At 52.3% G+C, this 20,732-nt stretch carries 15 protein-coding genes and 3 pseudogenes; 12 read left to right on the top strand and 6 right to left on the bottom strand.

The window, feature by feature from the left end; genetic code table 11:
* The first annotated feature begins 3 nt into the window (after positions 1–3).
* Together HKD21_RS09895 and HKD21_RS09890 are read left to right on the top strand one after the other, a co-directional pair.
* The gene (locus HKD21_RS09895; protein WP_194255542.1) at positions 4–1,458 is read left to right on the top strand and encodes a M20/M25/M40 family metallo-hydrolase; all 1,455 of its coding nucleotides are present in this window, start codon (positions 4–6) and stop codon (positions 1,456–1,458) included.
* A 646-nt stretch (positions 1,459–2,104) separates the two neighbouring features.
* Positions 2,105–2,820: pseudogene (locus tag HKD21_RS09890) on the top strand (IS5 family transposase).
* Positions 2,821–2,839: 19 nt separating this feature from the next.
* On the opposite strand, the gene HKD21_RS09885 reads toward HKD21_RS09890, so the two are convergent.
* Positions 2,840–3,778: a LysR family transcriptional regulator gene (locus HKD21_RS09885; protein WP_194255541.1), complete on the bottom strand. Its 939-nt coding sequence runs from the start codon at positions 3,776–3,778 to the stop codon at positions 2,840–2,842.
* Positions 3,779–3,886: 108 nt separating this feature from the next.
* On the opposite strand from HKD21_RS09885, the gene HKD21_RS09880 reads away from it, so the two are divergent.
* The 3 genes and pseudogenes from HKD21_RS09880 to HKD21_RS14395 form a co-directional block, all read left to right on the top strand.
* Entirely contained in the window at positions 3,887–4,288 is a 402-nt protein-coding gene (locus HKD21_RS09880; protein ID WP_215748049.1) for a cupin domain-containing protein, read from the top strand.
* 151 nt (positions 4,289–4,439) lie between these two features.
* A complete protein-coding gene (locus HKD21_RS09875; protein WP_194255540.1) occupies positions 4,440–4,961 on the top strand; it encodes a GNAT family N-acetyltransferase in 522 nt (173 codons plus the stop codon).
* Between the two features lie 140 nt (positions 4,962–5,101).
* Positions 5,102–5,269 (top strand): annotated as a pseudogene (locus HKD21_RS14395) (IS5/IS1182 family transposase); the annotation flags it as partial.
* Positions 5,270–5,940: 671 nt separating this feature from the next.
* Here the strand turns inward: HKD21_RS14395 and HKD21_RS09870 are convergent.
* Genes HKD21_RS09870 through HKD21_RS09860 form a run of 3 tightly spaced genes read right to left on the bottom strand, consistent with a single transcriptional unit; the run spans position 5,941 to position 12,181 of the window.
* Positions 5,941–7,026 (bottom strand): Gfo/Idh/MocA family protein, encoded by a 1,086-nt coding sequence (locus HKD21_RS09870; RefSeq protein ID WP_194255539.1) that lies wholly within the window; start codon positions 7,024–7,026, stop codon positions 5,941–5,943.
* 2 nt (positions 7,027–7,028) lie between these two features.
* Positions 7,029–9,323 carry a Ca2+-dependent phosphoinositide-specific phospholipase C gene (locus HKD21_RS09865; RefSeq protein WP_194255538.1) on the bottom strand — a complete coding sequence of 765 codons (2,295 nt, stop codon included), beginning with the start codon at positions 9,321–9,323 and terminating at the stop codon, positions 7,029–7,031.
* Positions 9,323–12,181: a TonB-dependent receptor gene (locus tag HKD21_RS09860; protein ID WP_194255537.1), complete on the bottom strand. Its 2,859-nt coding sequence runs from the start codon at positions 12,179–12,181 to the stop codon at positions 9,323–9,325. Before HKD21_RS09860 ends, HKD21_RS09865 begins: the two co-directional genes overlap by 1 nt.
* Positions 12,182–12,635: 454 nt before the next feature.
* On the opposite strand from HKD21_RS09860, the gene HKD21_RS09855 reads away from it, so the two are divergent.
* From HKD21_RS09855 to HKD21_RS09825, 7 genes and pseudogenes are all read left to right on the top strand, one after another.
* Positions 12,636–13,736: a glycoside hydrolase family 76 protein gene (locus HKD21_RS09855; RefSeq protein WP_194255536.1), complete on the top strand. Its 1,101-nt coding sequence runs from the start codon at positions 12,636–12,638 to the stop codon at positions 13,734–13,736.
* Positions 13,733–14,752: pseudogene (locus HKD21_RS09850) on the top strand (extracellular solute-binding protein); the annotation flags it as partial. The gene HKD21_RS09855 and the pseudogene HKD21_RS09850, both read left to right, overlap by 4 nt.
* A gap of 269 nt (positions 14,753–15,021) precedes the next feature.
* Entirely contained in the window at positions 15,022–15,894 is an 873-nt protein-coding gene (locus HKD21_RS09845; RefSeq protein WP_194255534.1) for a sugar phosphate isomerase/epimerase family protein, read from the top strand.
* Positions 15,891–16,838 (top strand): ROK family protein, encoded by a 948-nt coding sequence (locus tag HKD21_RS09840; protein ID WP_194255533.1) that lies wholly within the window; start codon positions 15,891–15,893, stop codon positions 16,836–16,838. Before HKD21_RS09845 ends, HKD21_RS09840 begins: the two co-directional genes overlap by 4 nt.
* A 67-nt stretch (positions 16,839–16,905) precedes the next feature.
* Positions 16,906–17,730, top strand: coding sequence for a carbohydrate ABC transporter permease (locus HKD21_RS09835; RefSeq protein WP_228121316.1), 825 nt, complete (start codon positions 16,906–16,908; stop codon positions 17,728–17,730).
* Positions 17,730–18,548 (top strand): carbohydrate ABC transporter permease, encoded by an 819-nt coding sequence (locus HKD21_RS09830; RefSeq protein WP_194255531.1) that lies wholly within the window; start codon positions 17,730–17,732, stop codon positions 18,546–18,548. Before HKD21_RS09835 ends, HKD21_RS09830 begins: the two co-directional genes overlap by 1 nt.
* A complete protein-coding gene (locus HKD21_RS09825) occupies positions 18,545–19,753 on the top strand; it encodes an ROK family transcriptional regulator (RefSeq protein ID WP_194255530.1) in 1,209 nt (402 codons plus the stop codon). Before HKD21_RS09830 ends, HKD21_RS09825 begins: the two co-directional genes overlap by 4 nt.
* A 39-nt stretch (positions 19,754–19,792) precedes the next feature.
* Here the strand turns inward: HKD21_RS09825 and HKD21_RS09820 are convergent, their stop codons facing one another.
* Together HKD21_RS09820 and HKD21_RS09815 are read right to left on the bottom strand one after the other, a co-directional pair.
* The gene (locus HKD21_RS09820) at positions 19,793–20,062 is read right to left on the bottom strand and encodes a hypothetical protein (RefSeq protein ID WP_194255529.1); all 270 of its coding nucleotides are present in this window, start codon (positions 20,060–20,062) and stop codon (positions 19,793–19,795) included.
* Complete coding sequence (locus HKD21_RS09815; RefSeq protein ID WP_194255528.1) at positions 20,043–20,246, bottom strand: hypothetical protein; 204 nt, start codon at positions 20,244–20,246, stop codon at positions 20,043–20,045. Before HKD21_RS09815 ends, HKD21_RS09820 begins: the two co-directional genes overlap by 20 nt.
* Positions 20,247–20,732: the final 486 nt, after the last annotated feature.

The raw sequence follows: 20,732 nt of genomic DNA, 5'->3' as shown, positions 1-20,732 counted from the left end.
AGCATGAAAGTACTCAAACGGACGCAGCCTCCTCAGAAGCGGATTGGCAAGGCTGTGCTGAAAAGCGGGTTCCTGCTGCTGACTTGCGATTTGACGCTTGAGCAGGGGATGGGTGCACCCCAAAACCATGCTGCCATCCATCATGCCGCAGCCGCACAGGCGCTGGATCTGGCTGAAAAATCGATTGCCTTGCGCTCAGTGGCAGGGCCAGGAAACCAGACGCCGGACGTGGCCGCATTGTTCCGTGATGCGCTGATCAAGGGTGGGTTTGCTCCGTCCGACATTACCATCACCCCTTACAAGGATACGGCCTATCTGATCGCCCGATGGCCCGGACAGGACCCGTCTCTCAAGCCGCTGGTAATTTCGGGGCATATGGATGTCGTGGAAGCCAAGGCCGCGGACTGGGCGCATGATCCGTTCAAGCCACAGATCGAAAATGGCTATCTTTTGGGCCGTGGCTCAACGGACATGAAGCTGGATGACACGCTGGCGATCGTCGCCCTGCTGGAACTCAAACGCGAAGGTTACAAACCACGGCGAGATATCATCCTCGAGTTTTCTGGAGACGAAGAAACGACGATGGCGACGGGCGCCATCATTGCGGACAAGCTCTCCAATGCCGAGCTAGTTCTGAATATGGATGGCGCAAACGGGACGCTCAACGAGAAGACGGGTAAGCCGGATTATTTTACCTGGGAAGGAGCGGAAAAGAATTATGCAGATTTCCGTCTGACCGTGACCAATCCAGGGGGCCACTCTTCTGAACCACGGCCGGTGAATGCGATTGATGAACTTGCGGCAGATCTTCTGCGCATTCAGCAACATCGTTTCAAGCCAGAGGTCAATGAGCTGAGCCGCAGCTATTTTCTGAATGCTGCACGCTGGCAGAAACCTGAAATGGCTGCCGCTATGAAGGCTTTCGCTCAAAATCCTGCGGACGAAAAAGCCATTCACACCCTGTCTGAAGATCCATCCTATATTGGTCGAATAGGGACAACATGTGTTGTGACCATGATCGACGGTGGCCATGCGCTTAATGCACTGCCGCAAAAGGTTACGGCCAATATCAATTGCAGGATTTTCCCAGGCCATCCGCGCCCAAGCATCATGGAGGAGTTGCAGCAGGCCGCACAGGATCCCTCGATGAAGATAGAGGATGTAACAGAAGGTTCAGTCCAGACTGCTGCGTCTCCGATGCGGCCGGATATCGTCAAAGCTATTGAGCACGGAATGCAGGTTGCCTATCCGGGAGTGGCTGTTTTCCCAGCACTGTCGTCGGGAGCCAGTGACAGCATGTGGTTTCGTTATCACGGTGTGCCGAGCTATGGGATCAGTCCGATTTTCATCAAGAACTCAGACTCCTTCATGCATGGCCTGAACGAACGCACGCCTGTATCCAGCATTGCACCGGCTCTGGAAAACCTACTGGTTCTAATACCGGACTTGTCTCACTGAGAGCAGTACGCATATCGTGAAAGGGTAGGCATTTGTTTGATCTTGTGATCCACACAGGCTGTTCGTTTACCCTGAGACATGTCTCCAGCAGCCCGGTGGTGCGGGATGGCATCGTCCAGAATGTCGGGGCCGTTTCCGGTGAGGCAAAGCAAGGAATCGATGCAATAGGGTTCGTGACTACGCCCGGATTCATCAATTTCAACACCACGCTCAATGCACAGCGTCCGAGCATATTCAGGTAATCGTCAGGTGGTGATTGTTAATTGCGAATTCTAGAGAGACGCTTTTCCGAGCAAATCCGTCCTGCGGACATTTCGGCACGTCGTAAGCAAGACGATTGTTTTGAGAGCGGCTATTCCGGCCCAAGTACTGGGCAATTTTCTCGGATTAGGCAAAACTACTTTGCTCAATCGCCGTACCATTCTCGTCAATGAATTTGGAGGGCATTAACATTGACGAGCTACTTGTGAGATGGAGTGATGAGGATATGCTTGCACTGAAGAGCGGCCTGTATCTACTGCTCTTTGTAAACAGATTCATTCTTCACCTTAGGCTAAGACTCCATTGATTTGATTGTGTAAATCTGATTCAGGCTTAGTGAGAAGACTGGAAATGAGCGGCCTGTTTTTTGCGGACGGATGACCAGATGGAGCGTCTGCGGCCCTTTTTTCCACAGAGCCACGGCAGACCGCGAATTGATGACTGCCGCGTGCTGCGCGGCATCATCTTTGTTAATCGGAACGACCTGCGCTGGCGTGACGCACCCCGGAAGTACGGTCCACACAAGACACTGTACAACCGTTGGAAACACTGGGGTGCCATGAAGGTCTTCGCAGGGATGATGAGCGGTCTGACTGACGGAAAGACCGAGCCTCAGACCATCATGATAGATGCGATCTACCTCAAGGCACACCGCCCGGCTTTGAGCCTGCGGCTAAAAAAGGGGTTCCGGGCCACCTGATCGGACGAACAAAAGGTGGCTGAACATGAAACTCCTCCATACGCTCAACGATCAGAAAGGACGACCGTTGAGCTTCTTCATGACAGCCGGACAGATCAGTGATTATACCGGCGGCCGCTACCGCTGTCCTGCTGGAAAGTCTTCCTGCTGCACAGTGGATGCTGGGAGACCGAGGTTATGATGCCTTGGAAGAGAAAGAGATAAAGCCCTGCATCCCGGGACGGAAATCTCACGAAAAACCCGTCAAATATGACAGGCGGAAATACAAACGCCGTAACCGCATCGCGCTCATGCTTGGAAGGCTCGAGGACTGGAGGCGGATCGCGACATTCTACGACAAACGCCCGACCGTCTTCTTCTCAGAAATCTGCTTCGCCGCAACCCTCCTGTTCCCGTTATGAGGCCCAAGCTTAGGGTAGATTACACTCCATTAGACGTACAGAAGGCAGTCGACGCTATCGAAGCGCAACTTGTTTTCACAATATTACGTAGCCAGGAAAGCATAGGATCACGATGCCGTCTCTCATGCCATACTTGTTGGTATTGCAAAGACGGAAGCTGTAATGGCGGCTCAAAAATCCTCAAAGAGGGATATAGACTTAGATCTCGGATCGATCGTCGCGCGATAGTCAAAATTAAATCTGTCCCAGCTATTGTCGCTACTGCAGCGCTCCAATGGGGCATGACAAGCATAAGACGACGATGGTAATTTTGATCGAGTAAAACCTGTTCGATCTCATCCTGAGCATCAGGTCGTAAGGCAACCATAACATGCGGTCTGGAAAACCACTCTTTTAAAGAGAGTGGTTCTGATGGTAACCGTTCTGAAGAATCTATAATACTTACGAAATGATCTTCAAATAAATTCTCGCGATTTATATCTTCTGGGCACACGGGAAAGATACCAAACGCGAGATCTACTTCTCCATCGCGTAATTGAGATAATGCTGTGTCCCGGCTCGCTTGGCTTATCCCGAGATCAATGCCCGGTGCTGTACTTCGGAGTATTCGAGTGAGGTGCGGTAAAATAATCCCGGATGCGTAATCAGAAAGAGAAAGTCTTATAAGGCCTTTATAGGAACTCGGGTCAAATTCCGGGGTCTCCAATAGTGTATGAATGCCACTTAAGGCTTTTTCCAAAGGTTCTAAAAGCTGCAGTGCTTTATTCGTTAATATCATATTGCCTCTCTGGCGGACCAAGAGAGGGTCTCCAAAATGCCCACGGAGTTGAGCGAGGGCATGACTGACGGCTGGTTGGCTTTTATTTAAACGTATTGCAGCACGCGTGACATGTCCTTCCGTGAGCAGCGCGTACAGCGTCGGAAGCAAGTTTAAGTCGATACGTCTCAGCTCATTCATATGGTGAATATATCAGATATTGAATCATTATTTCCATTCGAAGATCCTGCATGCAAGAAATTCATCGCACTAAATTTGTAGTTCAAAAAAATGTCAGGAGCTGAAAGCGTGTCGAATAGAATTCAAACTTTACCCGCTGCCATGTGGTTGTCAGGTCTACATCCCTGGCGCGGGCATTTTGACGGCACGACGTTTGGCGTGAATGTCACTGTTCTAAATTTTACCCAAGAAACGCGAGGTGACGGTCCGACACTACATGTCCATACATACGATGAAATTTTCATTGTACGTCGTGGTCAAGGTGTCTTCAAAATCGGCCATGTCTGCATAGAAGCAAAAGAAGGTGACGTTCTTTTCGGACCCGCGAATATCCCTCATGCATTCAAAAATAATGGCGATACACCACTTGAAACCATCGATATTCATCTGAGTGAGAAATGGACACAGAAAGACCTTGTCGATAACGACCCTGATTGGTGGCTTCGACCCGGAGCGGCTACCTTAAGATAGTGCATTCAACTGCTTACGTCAGATAAGAAATCAAGAGTAGCTTCTCAGGCGAAATAATCCGCTCGCTTTGAAATATGTAAAATCGGTCGCTACAAGCAATATCTCCACACGATTTACGCGACCAAAACATTTTTTATCTACGGAGTGTGCTGTGCGCCCCAAAGACACCTTAAAGAAGTTTCCAGAAATCCAGACACCACGTCTGCTTATCAAGGCTCTCAGCGGAAATGATGCGGCAGCTTTACAAAAACTGACCAATCACCCTGAAATTACGGATATTGTACATTTTCTACCAACACCTTTCACAATGCTTGACGCCCAGAAACTGATCACCGGGGAAGATAATGGGCGTGACCAGTTCATCGGCGTGTGGATGCATGGGCATGACGAATTGACGGCCGTGATTGGTACGCACTTACATAATGAATGTGAGATTGAGGTCGGATATTGGGTTCATCCTGCGCAACAAAGGCAAGGAATTGCAAGAGAGAGCGTTGCCGCCCTGCTAGCAAAGCTAGTCGATATTTTTCCAGAACGTCAAATTATCGCGGAATGTCGTCCAGAAAATCAGCCTTCGTGGCAGCTTTTGGAAAAACTCGGGTTTAAAGCGACCCGAGATCCAGGACAAAGACCTGGACGATATCGCTTCATTTGGAAGGGCAAAATATCCTGACGAATACCTTTTTTTGTTTATTATCACTCGAAATCATGCTGCAGAACAACCACGACACTCGTTGTAGTATTCCCATATCAATTTTTTGCGTTCCGAGCCAAGAGCTACCAGTATTCTCGCGCGAGATGTGAAGGGATGGTATGAAGCAGCTAGGTTTCTTTGGTGTTGAAGAGCGGCTTACTCGGTTGAATGAGCTTAGCGACCAATTCTAATCTTTTTCCCGAACTGTAAATTTTGAAATATGCTGCCCTAGTATAGAAAAGGCACTGGCCTATTCAGACGAGAGCAAAGGAGGACGTCCTGCGTTTGGACTAATTACGGTTTGTGCCGGTATGTGATACTGTTAGGCGGCTTTAGTCTCTAAAGCGATAGGGCTGTGATGTAGCCGAGATATGAATGCATCATCCTACATTCCGTCAGTTTCTTCTGGAAATCGTGTAAAGAATATTGGCTGCAACACCAAGGAATGACGGCTATCAATTGTGACCCTGTGGTGAAGGGTGCGCACTGGGCGAATCCCGTTGAGTTTCATCAGCCGCCCCGCGCGACATTCTTCGACATCGAGCCCCATCTCCTTGAGTTCATAATTATTCGAGGACGACCATAATTGGAGTTGCTCAGGACAAAATTCTCCCGGATGAAGGCGAACCTCATGGCTTTTAGCTCACGAAAAACTATGTAGCGGTTTTTTAAGGTTTCACTTTCCTCCCGCAGAACGCGGTTCTTCTGGCGTAGGCGCTCGTTCTCCCGGGCCAGGTCGGACTGCGGTTCAGGTACTGGCAGATCCGCGCTGCCATGGTCTAGTATGTCCCCCGATGCGAGCTTAAAACGCTCAGTCAACCGGCACAAAACCTTAGCAGGTCCACTATCCAGAACTATCAATTTCTGCCGGTTGAGTACAGATTCAAGCTGCGAAGGACGTCAATCAACGGTGATTCGGTTTCTCAACGTCCGAACTCAAACTGGGACAATTCGAAAATTACTTTGTGCTTATTCGAGCCGCTGTCATGATCTGTTGACACAAATCGAGATCAGCCCACGCGTCCTGAAGAGGGGTGGAAACGGGCGTGCCTGCGACGATAGCATCATGGAAATGTTCGAGTTCGACACGGAATGGATCCTTGTAGAAAGGACCGAAATTCTGAACGGTATTATCTGTCTCCGTGCTCGTCTGAAATACCGTACGTCCTGGGAGGTTACGGATATACGGGGTATCGTAATAGATATCGAGTTTTTCGCGGGCGGAAATGACTTCAATTGTAGCGTCGAACCGAACGACGTCGTCAATCAGGCATTCATAACTCGTTATGAACTGTCCATAGTCCAGAAGTGCGTTGATCTGTGTTCCACCCTGCGCGATATGGGCTGAGATAACCTTTTGTGGCGAGCCTATCAATACGCGGAGGGCTGAAAGAGAATGGATGCCCAAACCGGTCAGAACTTCATAAGCTTTCAGGATCGCGGGGGACGCGTCTTCTCCACAGACAGCTTTCATGTCCGCAAGGCGTTTAGCGCGGCCTGAATCGATCAGGTCAACTGCTATGTCGCCATCCGGTGTGGCAACATGGCCCCAGCTGTTAAAAAACCATGGTCCTTCGCAGATCAGATCCCGGACGCGGACGTAGCGTGTCTCTCCCATGTGTTTCAGAAGGGACTGAGCCTGTGTGAAAGCAGGTGCATAACAGCGCATGTAGCCAACCATCGTCACCTGATTGCTCTCTCGTTCTACTTCAATCAGAGATTTGAGATCCGTAAGGGTCAGGCAAGCAGGCTTCTCAAGAAAGACATGCTTTTGGGCCCGCAGAGCAGATCGGGCGTGGTCCCCATGGAACTGGTCCGGACTCAGAACCATGATGGCATCAATGGTCGGGTCAGACAGGAGGTCATCGAGTGTCGTGTAACGATGAGGGATATTCCAGTTGCTTCCGACCTGCTCCAGAACAGAAGGAGAGGGATCATACAATGCTGTGACCGCATAATGATCCTGTAATTGTTTCAGAATTGGCAGATGAATGAGTTGGGCGACTTCGCCTGCACCAATCAGGCCAAGAGAGATTTTTTTCATGATTATTTCTGTCCTGTGTCTGAGAGAGACTGCTTCCGTGACTGAGTACTTTTTAGGGCAAACAGTAGTTCGTCGATCGTGCAGAGATGCGTGTCAGCTTTGCAGATTGGTATTGATGGAAAGCTGAGCGAAGGCCACGCGGTTTCAGGTGTCGTTCGGAGATCTTGCGGTGTCTGGGACTGGAAAAATACGCGGACGAAGGTTGCGCCGACGTCGTTATCGTACAGGGCAAAGCCTAAAGCAGACCCGACCGGGATTTCATCTGCTGCATAGCCTGGTGCTTGTATATGCGCATCCAATAGGCCCAGTAAGGGGGCTATAGTGTCATCATGCCCGACATACAGGCGATAATCAGGACCGTTTTTTTCAGTCAAGTCCGTGATGATGCGCTGTCTCAGGTTACGAGACAAGGGCTCACCGATTGCAGGAGGGCGTACGATGGTCTTCAGCATCGCTGCATGCAATGCAGAGAGTGGCCCCAGTGTCGTGGCGTCGATGCGTTTTCCGCTGAAGCTGCTTATTTCTGGCTTCCCATCCAGATAGGCCAGCATCAGGGCTTCAGCGATGGATGAGGCGTCGCGGATCGGGCCGGAGAGTGTCAATTCATGATTGGTGCTGTCCGCTTCTATGTGACTTGGTGCTGTGAGGAAATCGCAGGAACCGGTAGTGCACCGGACAATGTTTGAAAGTGCGTTCAACATGTCCTTGTGGGGCGCGAACATCTCGTTTGCGTCAGGCAACTGGGAGATGATCGTCCGCATATCGAAACGCGCGGGGTCCGCTTCAAGAGGAGAGAAAAGGGGATCTGCCGTCCCTTCTGGTTGATGCGCGATGGTGATGGAACAGGTTGGTGCAAAGCCGTTCGCGAATGCCTGGGCGCTGGCTATGGTTCGCCGCTCCGAATTGGATCGCATTGCGATTTTTTCAGAGGAGGGACATCCAGCGTTTGAAATGAGACCATTTTCGCTAAGCCACTGACGTTCAAATTGTCCCAGAGCGCGCATGCCTGTAGCGCCGTGGGGCGTCAGGTCTCCGGGAGCAACTTCCCATTTTGGCCAACCACCATTAACAGTTGCCGTCGCAGGCTCCTGACCCGGCAACGCCGAGCGTATGCCGTGACGCATAACCATAACGACGCGGCGCAAATACAGTTTTTGTGCGTCCGCTGCATCTATGAGGCGTGAAACACAGCCCGTAGGAGATGTGACTGGATTACAGCGCACAGACCCACCGGCTGGAAAGCCGACCCTGTATCCACTCCAGCGTGCTGGTTCGCTATTCGGATAATCTGTGCTGATAATTTGTGCGCCGCTCGCCAGCATGGCATTCGGTCGGGCGGGATCTCCCTCGCGCGCTTCAGCAGTGTTTACGTCTGCTCTTGTCCGCACAAGAAGATGTTTCCGGACCAGTTTCGTGATCTGGGAAACAGGACCATCGTTGAGTTCGGTAAATGCCGCGTCAGGTGCGGAAGGGTCTGCATTGGTGAACGCAACGCGACCGCGCAGACCTTTATGACCTTCCAGATAAAGTGGCCCATTGCTGCGTTGATCCAGAAGAAAAATAACTTTTCCGCGGCTTTGGGCTAAAGTTGGCCACCCGTGTGCCTGTACGGCTTCCGAAAGCGTGGTGGCATTTCCACGCACGTCGTCCGGGGTCAGAAGGTTGTGTATTGAAAAAATGGACCGGATCGTTGCGTCGAGATCATTGAATGTTCTGGCATTGAAGAGTTCGACAGGTGTCGCCCCAGGCAGATCGTTGGATTGTTCTATTTCAAGAATAACGAAGACCGGAATATGATGAGGATGCGCGTCAGACCAGTTGCGAATGTTCTCAAGGCAGGCCTTAAGCGGCTGGCAGTTGGCGTGCTGGTCTATGTCAGGGATATGCATGACCTTGAAGCCGGGCTGACGCATGAGCGCTGCTTCTGCCGGCGGAAGAGGCCATTTTTCTGTCGGAGCGTAAGGATTGTGCGGGTTTGAAAACCGGCCGCCGTGATTATCAGCGTAAATATCGAGTTCGACCTGACGGATGCCTTGATCAAGTTGTGTCGAAAGAGCCGGATGTTTATAGTCAAGTAGTTTTGCGAGGGCAGGAGAGATCTGTTGTATTCTTGAAAGAATACCTGGCTCTACGCCGGAATGATAGCTGTTGTGGGATCCAATAACCTGCAACTGGTCCAGTCGCAGGTTATTGGGATCAAGCGGGTTATCAGCTTTTGCCGTGCCGATCGTTGCAAGAAGAGGAGCGACCAATAAGGCCACTCCCCAATAGAAACGGTACGTTTTATACATCGTCATCAAAACTGTCCGGTTAATCCTACGAGATATGTGCGCCCAGTCTGGACGAATGCGCCGTTAGCTGAACCATCATAGGCAAGATAGGACTTACCTTTACCCATTGTCTCCCAATAAGCAGGCGTATTCAAAAGGTTCTGCATCGCCAGTGTTCCTGTCAGCCCCCAGCCGAACTTGTATTTCATGCTGAGATCAAGACGCTGTGTCGGTTGCAGATAGAAATCAGGAAGAGACGAATTGACACTAAGAAGCTGCGTTCCAATGTAATTGTAGTTAAGATCGAAGTGCATCGGACCGTAATTATAGAATACCCCGAGATTATACATCATTTCCGGTGCGCGCGGGAGTGCCGTGTTCGGGTGTCCGGAAATATTACTCTGGGCATTTGAATGCTGGAGTGTAATATTTGCATTAACACCGAAGCCACTCAGCCAGTCTGGCAGGAAATAGAGTGTTTGCTGAGCGTTCAGTTCGATGCCTTCCAATGTCGCGCTACCACCGTTCATAGGCATCTGATATTCGGTGCCATTATTGGTATAGGCATTGGTTGGCACGTTACCGCCAAGCGTCGTGCTGTTTGTCGTGCCTGAAACAGATGTAAAAACAAATTTCTGGATCTGCTTATAATAAATGGAAGCGGAAACAACTCCGGAATGATGATTGTAAAGCTCTCCTGAGAAATCAAAGACCGTAGCGGTAGTCGGACGTAGATTTGGGTTGGGTTGGGATACGGAAATGACCCGGTTGGTCAATGAGTCAAGCGTTAACGATGTTGCGCCGTTGATCAGGCCGAAGGCGGGGCGTGTAAGGGCGCGACGTACGGAAAATCGCAGGACGCTGAGGTCTGTCGGGCGATAATTGATGTTGAGGTATGGAAGCGGTGTACCGTAGGATTGCTTGATATTGATGAACTCTCCGGTCGCATCATCGCCATTGGATTTCCAATGTGATCCGCTGAAATCTGTATATTCATATCGAAACCCTGGGTGGATATCGACAGGACCGGCCTGAAGATTGAGTTCAACAAAGGCCGCGTAAACGCGTTCAGATCCACGACTGGTATTCGCATTCCAATCGTTTTTTGTGTAATTACCCGCGCCGTTGGGGTCATTTTGATATTTATGGGGGACGGTCGTGTTCTTGACCCAGTCCCGGTCCAACAGGCGGAAATCACCGGCTGCGCCTCCGAAGGCATTGACATTTTTTCCAGGAATATTGCCGACCATAGGACCGGCTGCATTATTGTAGGCCCAGCTCTCGCCGCCGAAAAAGGGACCATCATAAACGAAATTATTATCGTCATGAAAATATGGGTGACGCCAGGACTGGCGTTGGGTATCGCTGATTTTAAAGCCGAAGACGATGGATTTCAGGATATCCAAATGGAAATGATAGGCGGCGTCAGCGTGAATACCGAACATGTCCGCCGTACTCTGGGAGTCACGCCCCTGTGTTTTCCAAAATTTATTGGTGTTCTGATTGTAGAGTTCTGCGAGGGCGCCAGAAGACGCAACTGCGCGGGGCAACGTTGTGTTGGCGACATCAAAATTGAAAGGGCCATTGACAGTTGTGTTACCATACATGCTTGCCTCGACCTGGTTCGGGCTTGATTGTACGCCATAGCTGTTGAACACGTCGTAGTTGATGGTCCAGTTCTGGGCGCGAGTAATTCCTCCAATTTTCTGTGTTGTTAACAACTGGGCTGAGTCGTCAGTTTCAAAATACTGGCCCCGGGTTGCATTTGCGGATTGATAAATTCCGCTGGCATTATAACCGGAATCTGCGCCGCGCAATGAAATCTGGTTATCGTCCATTTTGACATTGTACTGACCATAAGTTCCCAAGGCATAGAACTCTTGATTATCGCCCTTGTAGTTGAGCGAAAGAGAGCCACCATACCGTTTGATGGAACTGGAGAAGAGATCGTACTTCAATTGCTGTGTCGAGAGCTGCGATGCCTGGTTCAGGCTTGTCACCCCTGACTGTGACAGAAGCGTTGGAGAATAGGAGGTATTCGGTGCAACGGCGTCTGCCAGTACCCCTTTGGAAGAATAATAGCCCGTGGCGTAAATACCAAAGCGATTATCTTTTCCAAAGCGACGGGCGAATTCTACCTGCGCGGTGCCTCCAAGATCCTGCGTACCAATCTGTGCCGCCTTGTCGTTTAACTGGCCTTGCAGAGTAATTTTCTGATACGGGCCAGAAAAATCGAAAGCAGTGGGGGTTCTGATATCGATTGCGCCGCCGATTGCATCGCCATCCATATCGGCCGTGGTGCTTTTGGATACTTTAATTGATGTGATGCCATACGGGGCAAGCATATCGAATGATACGGCGCGTGTGGACGGGTCGGCTGGAGCGATGCGTTCCCCGTTCAGGGTGTACGCGTTGTAGCTTGAGTCAAGACCACGAATGGTCATGTACTGAGACTCTCCTGTTGCAGCCTGGGCGCCTCCCATGTCGCTATAGGCCGAGACGCCGGGAAGACGTGTCAGAATATCTGAGAGGTTTGTCTCTGGGGCCTGTTCGAGTTGCTCACGCGACATGACGCTTGCCACCCCTACGCTGTGGCGCTGCTCGTCAAGGGCTGCTGCAACGCTCCCGCCACGCGTTCCCGTAACATTGATGCTTTCGGCCTTGCTGGCGGAAGCAAAAATCTGCGGACGCGGCGGGATAGACGATGGTTTTGACACCGGCGCTGTCGGCGTTTTGCCCCGAGCCAGATTGATGGCACGCGATTCTTGTTTCTTGCTGTGAGTTCTGACCTTGTGGGAGGTTGGCTGCGCCAGTGCAGGCGCAATAACGCCGACTGTCGTCAGCGGGATCAGATATCTCGTCAGAGCTTTTTTAAACGATATCATCGAACGGACCCTCTTGAAGGAAAGAGACGAACCACGCACTGCGCACGTGGACCTATTGGGTGTTGCCAATGGCAGGGGCGAAAAATTCGGCGATCAAAAACATGAGGAATTGTCCTCTATGGCTTCTGAGTTTGGCCTATAAAACAAATGTTTTGATCTAAGTTTTTCTCTTTCGAACATGCAACGGAGAAACATACGGCCCCCTTCGTTCTGTCGATTCGTCCTTCTGGAACCCTCTATAAACATGGAAATCCGCTGTCCGAGTGGGCTTAATATGTTTCTGAGAAAATTTGTGTGAAGCCTGTGTTAAATATCGACCAGCACTATTTTGTAACAAAATTACAAAAACATTTGGATATAAATACGAGTTATGTATTTAATATGACCTGTAGGCTTTTAAGGGCATTCCAGGCTCTCATTGTTTTTCGGTGTCGCGTAACGAAAGAGGGCGGAGATGTCGGGCATTCTTCGAAAGGCGCCGGGAATTTTTGGCATGGTTGCGTGGATTTTCTGGTCGGGTTCCTGCCTTGCTAAGACAGTGGATTTTTCGAGAGCGCCCCCTCTGCAGCAGGCCAGAATGGCGCTGGATATTTTGTCTGCGCACTACGCTCGTGAGCTGCACACTCATCATGACGGGGACGCGTTTCATGCCTGGCAGCGTTTCGTGTCTGTTGGGACATTGATGGACTATGAAGCCGCCTCGGGTGATTCGCACTTTCACGCACTTGCCGGTGAGTTGCTGGCAGATCATCGGGGGTTGGACGGCAATGATGATGATCTCTGGCTCGCAGAAGCAGAACTGGATTGGGCCGTTCAGGATGGGAATCGGGAGCGGCAACGCAATGCTCTAAAAAATGCGGCCCGTATTTTCAGCAGGCTCACTGTGCATGCCTGGGACGGAGCCTGCGGTGGTGGTGTATGGTGGGATCATGCGCACACCTATAAAAACGCGATTACCAACGAACTTTTCATAGATGTTGCCGCACGTCTGTCCGTTATGACCGGGGATGCTTCTTATAAAGAGTGGGCATTGAAAAGTTGGCGATGGTTCGAGGGTAGCGGCATGATCCTGACATCTCATGCAATCAATGACGGTCTTGATGCGCGGTGTCTTAATAATGGCTCGCCCACCTATAGCTATAATCAAGGAGTCATTCTTGACGCCTTGCGGAATTTGACGGTGCTGACAGGGGATCCTTATTTTCTGCTACAGGCTGCCCATATCGCTCGGCAGGCTATTGGTGAACGTACCATGCTCGATGGAGGCTTTCGCGAGGCTACGGGAGTGATGAATATCGATAGCCGAATTTTCCGCGGTATTTTCGTGCAGGCTTTAGGCCGTCTTGTGCCGGCATTGCCTGCTGGCGGAGATCAGGAAGCTTTAAAGACATGGCTCACCGACGAAAGTATGCGTCTATGGGCTAACAGGTTTCCGGATGCGCAGTTCGATAGCGACTGGAGCGCTACGCCTTTTACTCCCTCGGCACAGGCCCAATTGACCGCGGCCAGTCTGTTCGTAGCGGCTGCCCGTGTGTCCGGGGAGGTCGCGCGATGAAAAGACGGTTATCAGTGTTTCTGGCAGGATGCGCGCTGATTTTGTCTTCTGGCGTCCGTGCTAAAAATCTTACGGTATTTTGCTCGTCGAATGGCGCAGAAATGGCTCTTTGTGCCTCCGAGACACAGGCTTGGGCACACATGACCGGCAATACCGTGACGCTTGTCCCGCTACCGTCTGACTGGGGTGCGATCCTGCCGCTATATCGACAGCTACTTTCCGCGCAGTCGCCTATGGTTGATGTTCTGGTTATGGACGGAACATGGCTGGGCACACTGGCACCAAGGCTGGGAATTATTCCCCGCGCTGCGGCTGATGATGACCTGACGCCTGGCCCGTTCGTCAGTTCGGGCCATGACGTTGCGTTACCCTGGTATCGCGATGTCGGACTTCTGTTCTATCGACGGGACCTGTTGGAGAAGTACCGATTTCCTGTGCCGCAGAGCTGGGACGAACTGGGTGCCGAGGCAAATGCGATCCAAAAAGCGGAGCGTGCCCGTGGAGACAGCGCATTGTGGGGGTATGTCTGGCAGGGACGTACGGCAGAAAGTCTCGTATGCAACGTGTTGGAATGGTTTGGTCCTGAAGGTGGAACCATCGTTTCAGGAGATGGGCAGATTACTCTGGATAACGGAGTGGCTCGTGCGGCTATGAAGCGTGCCGCGGGATGGATTGGTACGATTTCACCCTCTGGCGTTCTCTCCGATGATGAAGAAGCTGCCCGTGGGGCTTTCCAGTCTGGCCATGCGGTATTTATGCGGAACTGGGTCTATGCCTGGGCTCTGGCCAATGACCCGCAGAGTGTGATTGCCGGAAAGGTCGGCGTTGCAGCTCTGCCGCGTGAGAAGGCATCCGACCCACCGCGTGGTGTTGACGGGACTGTCTATCTTGGCATGGCCCGGAATAGTCCTCATCCCGAAGAAGCTCTTTCGCTGATGCGCTATTTGACATCGCCAGAGGTTGAGCGCGAGCGTGTTGTTAGGGGGGCTTATATCCCTGCGCGTCGCGCACTCCTCAACGATCCCGCTGTGCTCACGGCGTTGCCGGTTCTCAGCACAATCAGGACTGCGCTTGCGCGTCCCGTCCTGCGTCCTGTGGCTCAGACCGGAACGGATTATCCACGCGTGGCGTGGCTGGCGGCCAACAGTTTTCACCAAACGCTGAGTGGACAGCAGGATGCTGCCGGCAGCTTGCGCCGGCTTTCAGAAATTTTCGAGTTTATGGCCCGTCGCGGCCGTTGGTCTGAAAGCCGGGCAGGTGAGGATGTTCTTGAGGAGAAAACACAATGACCATTCGTATTGGAACGGCCCCGGATGCCTGGGGGGTGTGGTATGCTGAGGACTCTCGCCAGACGCCTTGGGAGCGGTATCTCGATGAGGTGGCGCAGGCTGGCTATGAGTGGACTGAACTGGGACCATGGGGATATCTCCCCACGGATCGCAGCCGACTGACGGATGCGCTTGCGTCCCGCAATCTTGGGCTGTGTGGTGCGGCTGTCGTGCATCCACTTGCGAAGCAGGATGCCTGGCAGACGCTGCGAGCTCGGATTAAGCCACTATGTGAGACACTGGTTGCGACCAATACGCCGTGGTTTCTGCTTATGGATGACTCGGACGTCTATTCTTCCCGACAGGCTCGCGTTGCCTCTCCGGAAACATGGCGTCACATGATGGGTGTGATTACCGAGGCCGGACGCATTATTTCGCAGGAATATGGGTTGCGGCTTCTGTTTCACCCGCATGTGGGCACGGCGGTGGAGAGCGAAGAGGAAATTCTGCACTTGTTAGCCGATACTCCTGCTGACCTGGTCGAACTCTGTTATGATTTTGGCCATCATGCTTATGCAGGCGGGGATGCTTTGGCCTTCATGCGTGCTCATGCCGACCGTATCCCGTATTATCATTTTAAAAATATGGATGCCGCCATACATGCGAGAGCCATGGCGGAGCAGACACCTTTCATGGACGTCTTTCAGAATGGTGTCATGTGCGAACTGGACAAGGGAGTCATGGACTTTGCAGACGTCGTAGCTTTTCTTAAAGGTCGACGCTTTGATGGTTTTGCTGTGGTGGAGCAGGACATGTATCCCTGTGTGCCGGAAAAGCCATTACCCATTGCTCGACATAATCGTGACGTTCTACGGCGACTTGGCCTGTGACAACGCGGGCATCTTCTTCCTATGCCATTGGGATTGATGTTGGAGCGACCAAGATCGCGGCAGCATGGGTCAACATGGAAACCGGCACTCTTGGGCCTGTCTGCCGCATTCAGACCCGTCGCAATGCACCGGGCGAGGGGATTGTAGATGACATTGCCATGCTGTTGGATTCTATTCTGCCGCCTGATGGTATCCATAACGGGGCAACGGCCGCGATCGGCGTAGCTGTTCCCGAACTGGTGGATCTGTACGGCGAAATCCGGAGTGCCTGGAACTTTCCTCTGCCAGGCCTCATCGAGCGTTTGTCGAGCATAACGGGAGCTCCGGTTCGGGCAGAGAGTGATGTCCGCGCGGCAGCTTTTGCCGAAGCCCGATTTGGTGCCGGGCGAGGGTGTAGCAATTTCGCTTATTTCTCCCTTGGTTCGGGGATGAGCTACACGCTATGCCTTGAGGGACGTCCTTACGCAGGAGCGCATGGTTTTGCGATTCATTTTGCCAGTTCTGAAATGGCTGTGCCGGTGAGGGACCGTTCAGAACTCGCATCCGCAATTCCTGAGGATTATGCTTCGGGAATTGGCATGGCGCGCCTGTGGGAAGAGCGTGGGGGCGAACCATTGCTGCATGGGGTACACAGCTTAGAGGAACTGGCGGCACTGGAGGATCCTATGGCACTACGTGTCATTGCGGATGGCGCCGGAATGGGAGGGCGTCTGATTGCCCAGGTTGTGAACATGCTCGATCCCGAGAAGATCATTCTTGGGGGTGGCCTTGGCTGTTCGACAGGTGTTTACCGCACAAAGCTGGAAACACAGATACGCTCGCACATCTGGGAGCAGTCCTGTTCTGATATTCCACTACTTGTGGCGGGGTTGGGGGAAGAGGCAGGGATTATTGGAGCAGCCTTAACGGCGTGGGCGGCGCGACAGGCACTGGATGTCACGTAAAATTCTGCAACACAGAATGTTTGTTTGGCAACCATGGGTATTACTGGCGCCCTCACTGCTGACGCTTATGGCGCTCGTTCTTGTGCCGTTCATCCAGACGTTACATCTGGCTTTCAGCCATGATCCGCACGGTTTCGTTCCCGCTCAGACCGGAGCGACACTGGAGAATTTCTGGATCATGATGGGAGATTCCAGTTGGTGGCGATCAGTCCGCACGACAGTTATTTTTGCGCTGGGATCGGTAGTCGTAGAAACCGTTCTTGGCGTCGGCTTTGCAGTCATCCTTCAGAAGTTGAACACCGTTATCCGGGGGATTGTGCTGGCAGTTATGCTGCTGCCATGGGCGGTTCCTGGCGTGGTGGCGGCACGGTTATGGAGCTGGATGCTCAACGAGCAGTACGGCGTTATCAATGCCGTATTACTTGAGAGCGGATTGATCAAACATGGTGTGGCGTGGACCGCTGGACCAAATGGTATGCTCGCTACGATGATCGTGGTCGATATATGGCAGGCAACACCCTTCATGACGTTGCTCGCTCTCGCCGGGCTTCAAACCGTACCAACGGATGCGCTGGAAGCAGCCCTTATGGATGGCGCGACGCACTGGCAGTGCTTCCGTTACGTCACCATGCCGCTGATCTGGCCAATGCTGACAGTTGCTGCTCTGTTTCGTTTGCTTGATGCGCTGAGAATGTTTGATCTTTCGAGCGTCCTTTACGGTGTAGACATGAACGGCATGACTTTATCCGTTTTCATTCATACGCAGATCGTACAGCTTGGAGCACCGGGTTACGGCGCTGCGGCTGCATTGGCGACCCTCGGCGTCATAACCCTTACCGTGGTCCTGTTCTGGCGGTGCATTACCCTGCCGCAGCGCAGAGAGCCCTTCTGATGCGTGCGATTTCGCTGTCCTGGCGCTGGGTAGCTCTTGCTGCAGCATTAGGGCAGACAGTGTTTCCACTTTATTGGGCGCTTGTGACGTCCTTTCGGCGTGGACCACAGCTTTTTTCCGCCGCGCTTCTGGCAACGCCTGATTTTGATAATTATCGCCAGATACTGTCAGACCCGACATGGTGGCGAGATGCGGCCAATTCACTGATATCGGCTGGTGCAGTGGATCTGATTGCCCTTATTCTGGCACTTCCTGGAGCTTATGCATTAGGGCGCATGTCTTTTCGTGGTCATAGTCTGGTGCTTGCGTCGCTCCTTGGTTGTTCAATGCTTCCCCAGATTGCGCTCCTGTCGGGTCTGTTTACTCTTATTTCCCGGCTTGGGCTCTATAATCGCCTTGAAAGCCTGATTTTTGCTGATCTTTTTTTTGCACTACCTTTTGCGATCTGGCTACTTGCCGGCTTTTTCCGTGACATCCCGCGGGACCTTGATGACGCTGCATCTCTCGATGGATGTGGGCTACTGCGGCGCCTGATCATGATTCATTTGCCGTTAATCTGGCCTGGCATTGTCGCGACGGGGCTTTTGATTTTTATGAATTGCTGGAATGAATTCCTTTTCGCGCTGACTTTTACCCTGAGCGACTCTGCGCGGACGTTGCCAGTAAGCATTGGTCTTATTTCTGCTCCTAGTCGTTTCGAGCTCCCTTTCGGAATCATCATGTCTGCCTCTCTCCTTGCAATTGTGCCTCCTGTTTTACTTGTTTTGCTCTTCCAACATCGCATCGCGGCCGGATTAACGGCAGGAGCAGTCAAATGAGCGAGCATGATGTGCCAGATGGGGCAGGGCAGGCTTTTTCACGTATCTATAACCGTCGTCTTGTTTTCGAGTTACTTCATCAGAACGGCCCACTAAGTCGTGTTGACATTGCACAACGCGTCGGTCTTAAGCCGCAGACCATTTCGGGCATTACCCGTGAACTGCTTGACCAAGGATTGATTCGGGAAGCGGGACGTTCCACCGGCTTACGGGGGCAGCCGCAGACATATCTCGCTCCTAACCCGGAAGCTGGATATGCGATTGGCATACATGTGGATCGTGGACGGATTTCTGCAGTTCTTGGAGATCTTTTGCTCAACATCGTAGCCCGGGTCGACTGGTCTGGTGACACAAGCGATCCAGTTGCGACCATGTCGGTTATCGTAGGGATGGTCGGACAGTTAATGACGGGTAGTGGAGTTAAGCAGGAGGGCCTCTGGGGTTTGGGTCTCGTGCTACCGACGCTCAATGCCGATAAATACGAAGTTGAGATGCGTATGCCGGGTTGGGAAAAGTGGCGTGGTTTTGACCCCGTGACTGATCTGGCAGATCGCCTCAAAATACCAGTGTTAATGGAAAATGACGCTACTGCGGCGGCAGTTGGCACGCTTCTGCATCAATCTGGCGGTTCGATGCGTAATTTTGTTCTTGTCTATATTGGTTATGGTACCGGAGCAGGCATCGTAGCTGACGCAATGCCGATGAAAGGCGTTCACGGCAATGCTGGTGAATTCGGTCTGCTTCCTGCTCCTGGTGGCAAAGGCGTGATTGATGATCTGCTGTCGCTTCACGCCATCGCTCAGCAACTGGAGGTCCCCGTCAAAGAACTGACTCCAGAAATTCTATCCGAATTGCATCGGCGCCGTGATACCCGTCTGATGCATTGGCTTGAAGATGCCGCTGCAACTTTACGCTACCTCGTCTCCATTATGGAAACGGCTTTTGATCCTGAAACGGTATTGCTGGGAGGAGCGCTGCCAGAGACAATTCTGTCTGCGCTCGTTGAACGCAGCTACCCACTTCTGCCGTCGCTCTGCGCTATACGGGAGCGTGATCTGCCGCGCTTTTCTGTTGTGGAACTGGCGGACGGACCAGTCATCGGTGGTATGAGCCTGCCCATTTTCGTCAATACGCGTTCGGATTTTCGCCATCTCTATATCCGCCACCTTGCGGCAAGCGACGAGAGACCTTTTGATCATCGCTGAACACATGTTTCCTCGTGTAGCCGAACCTAGGCTCGGGGCTCAGCCCCCTTCTTTCCGGCTTTCCTTTTCAACCCGGCAGTAGCGCCCGTCCACGGGTTGGGGGCCCTTCAGAATGTGATTCTGGATTGCATAGATCCACATGGCCTTGAGAGGCGTGATGCGGTTCCCGGCAATCTTGGGGCTGAGACGCTGCTTGTTCATCAGCCACTCAGCAAAGCCCCCAAGGACCATATCAGGAACATCCTCGATCACCTGTGCCCGCAAGAAGGCTATCGGGTCCTCAGGCGGTTTAGGGGGCGTCCTGCACATCGGCCAGATAGTGTCCGAAGTTGTTGAGGGTGGCCCGATCCAGAGAAATGACGGAATGGGACGCATAACTCTCCCGATCCTTCATCCATCTATCCAGCACCAGAGCAAAAGGCGTCCTTTCGCCAAGCGCGATTTCCCGGAACTGCCTCACATAGCCTGAAGAGTCCTTATCCAGCCTTCTCAAGCCGTTCCGCTCGATCCTCCAAGTAGTCCATACCCTCGATCAGACGGCGTTTAGGGGCGGTAGGTCCCATCTGCCTGTCACCACCGTCCTGTCTGAAGTGGCCGCTATCTCCCGCCGGGCCTCAAACGCCCCATTGAGCAGTCGATCTTCAGCCATCCAGCCTGTCAAGTCCTCTCGCATCGCTGCAAGGGCCTTGTCGCGCCTTCTGATGGCTTCCTGTTTTTCACGGGTTCCAAGAGAGCGGACCACTTCCTGCTTGATGCCTGTCTTAGTTCCAAACGCCTTTCCGGCATCAGCCCAGCGATCACGCGGAATAGACAAATGGGCAGAGTATGCTTGGCCACCCGTCCGCCTCAAGCCGTGCATATCATCATCTTCTAGGCTCAGGACCTATTAATTTATTGAACTGAGCGAGAGGTTGTGATTCACAGGCTTACCGATGGAGGGTAGGCCTGTGAGTGAGGTATTTTTGTTGTCTGAGCGCCA

The sequence above is a fragment of the Gluconobacter cerevisiae genome, from assembly GCF_015244675.1.
GTDB lineage: Bacteria > Pseudomonadota > Alphaproteobacteria > Acetobacterales > Acetobacteraceae > Gluconobacter > Gluconobacter cerevisiae.
This window is presented reverse-complemented; position numbering and strand designations above follow the sequence as displayed.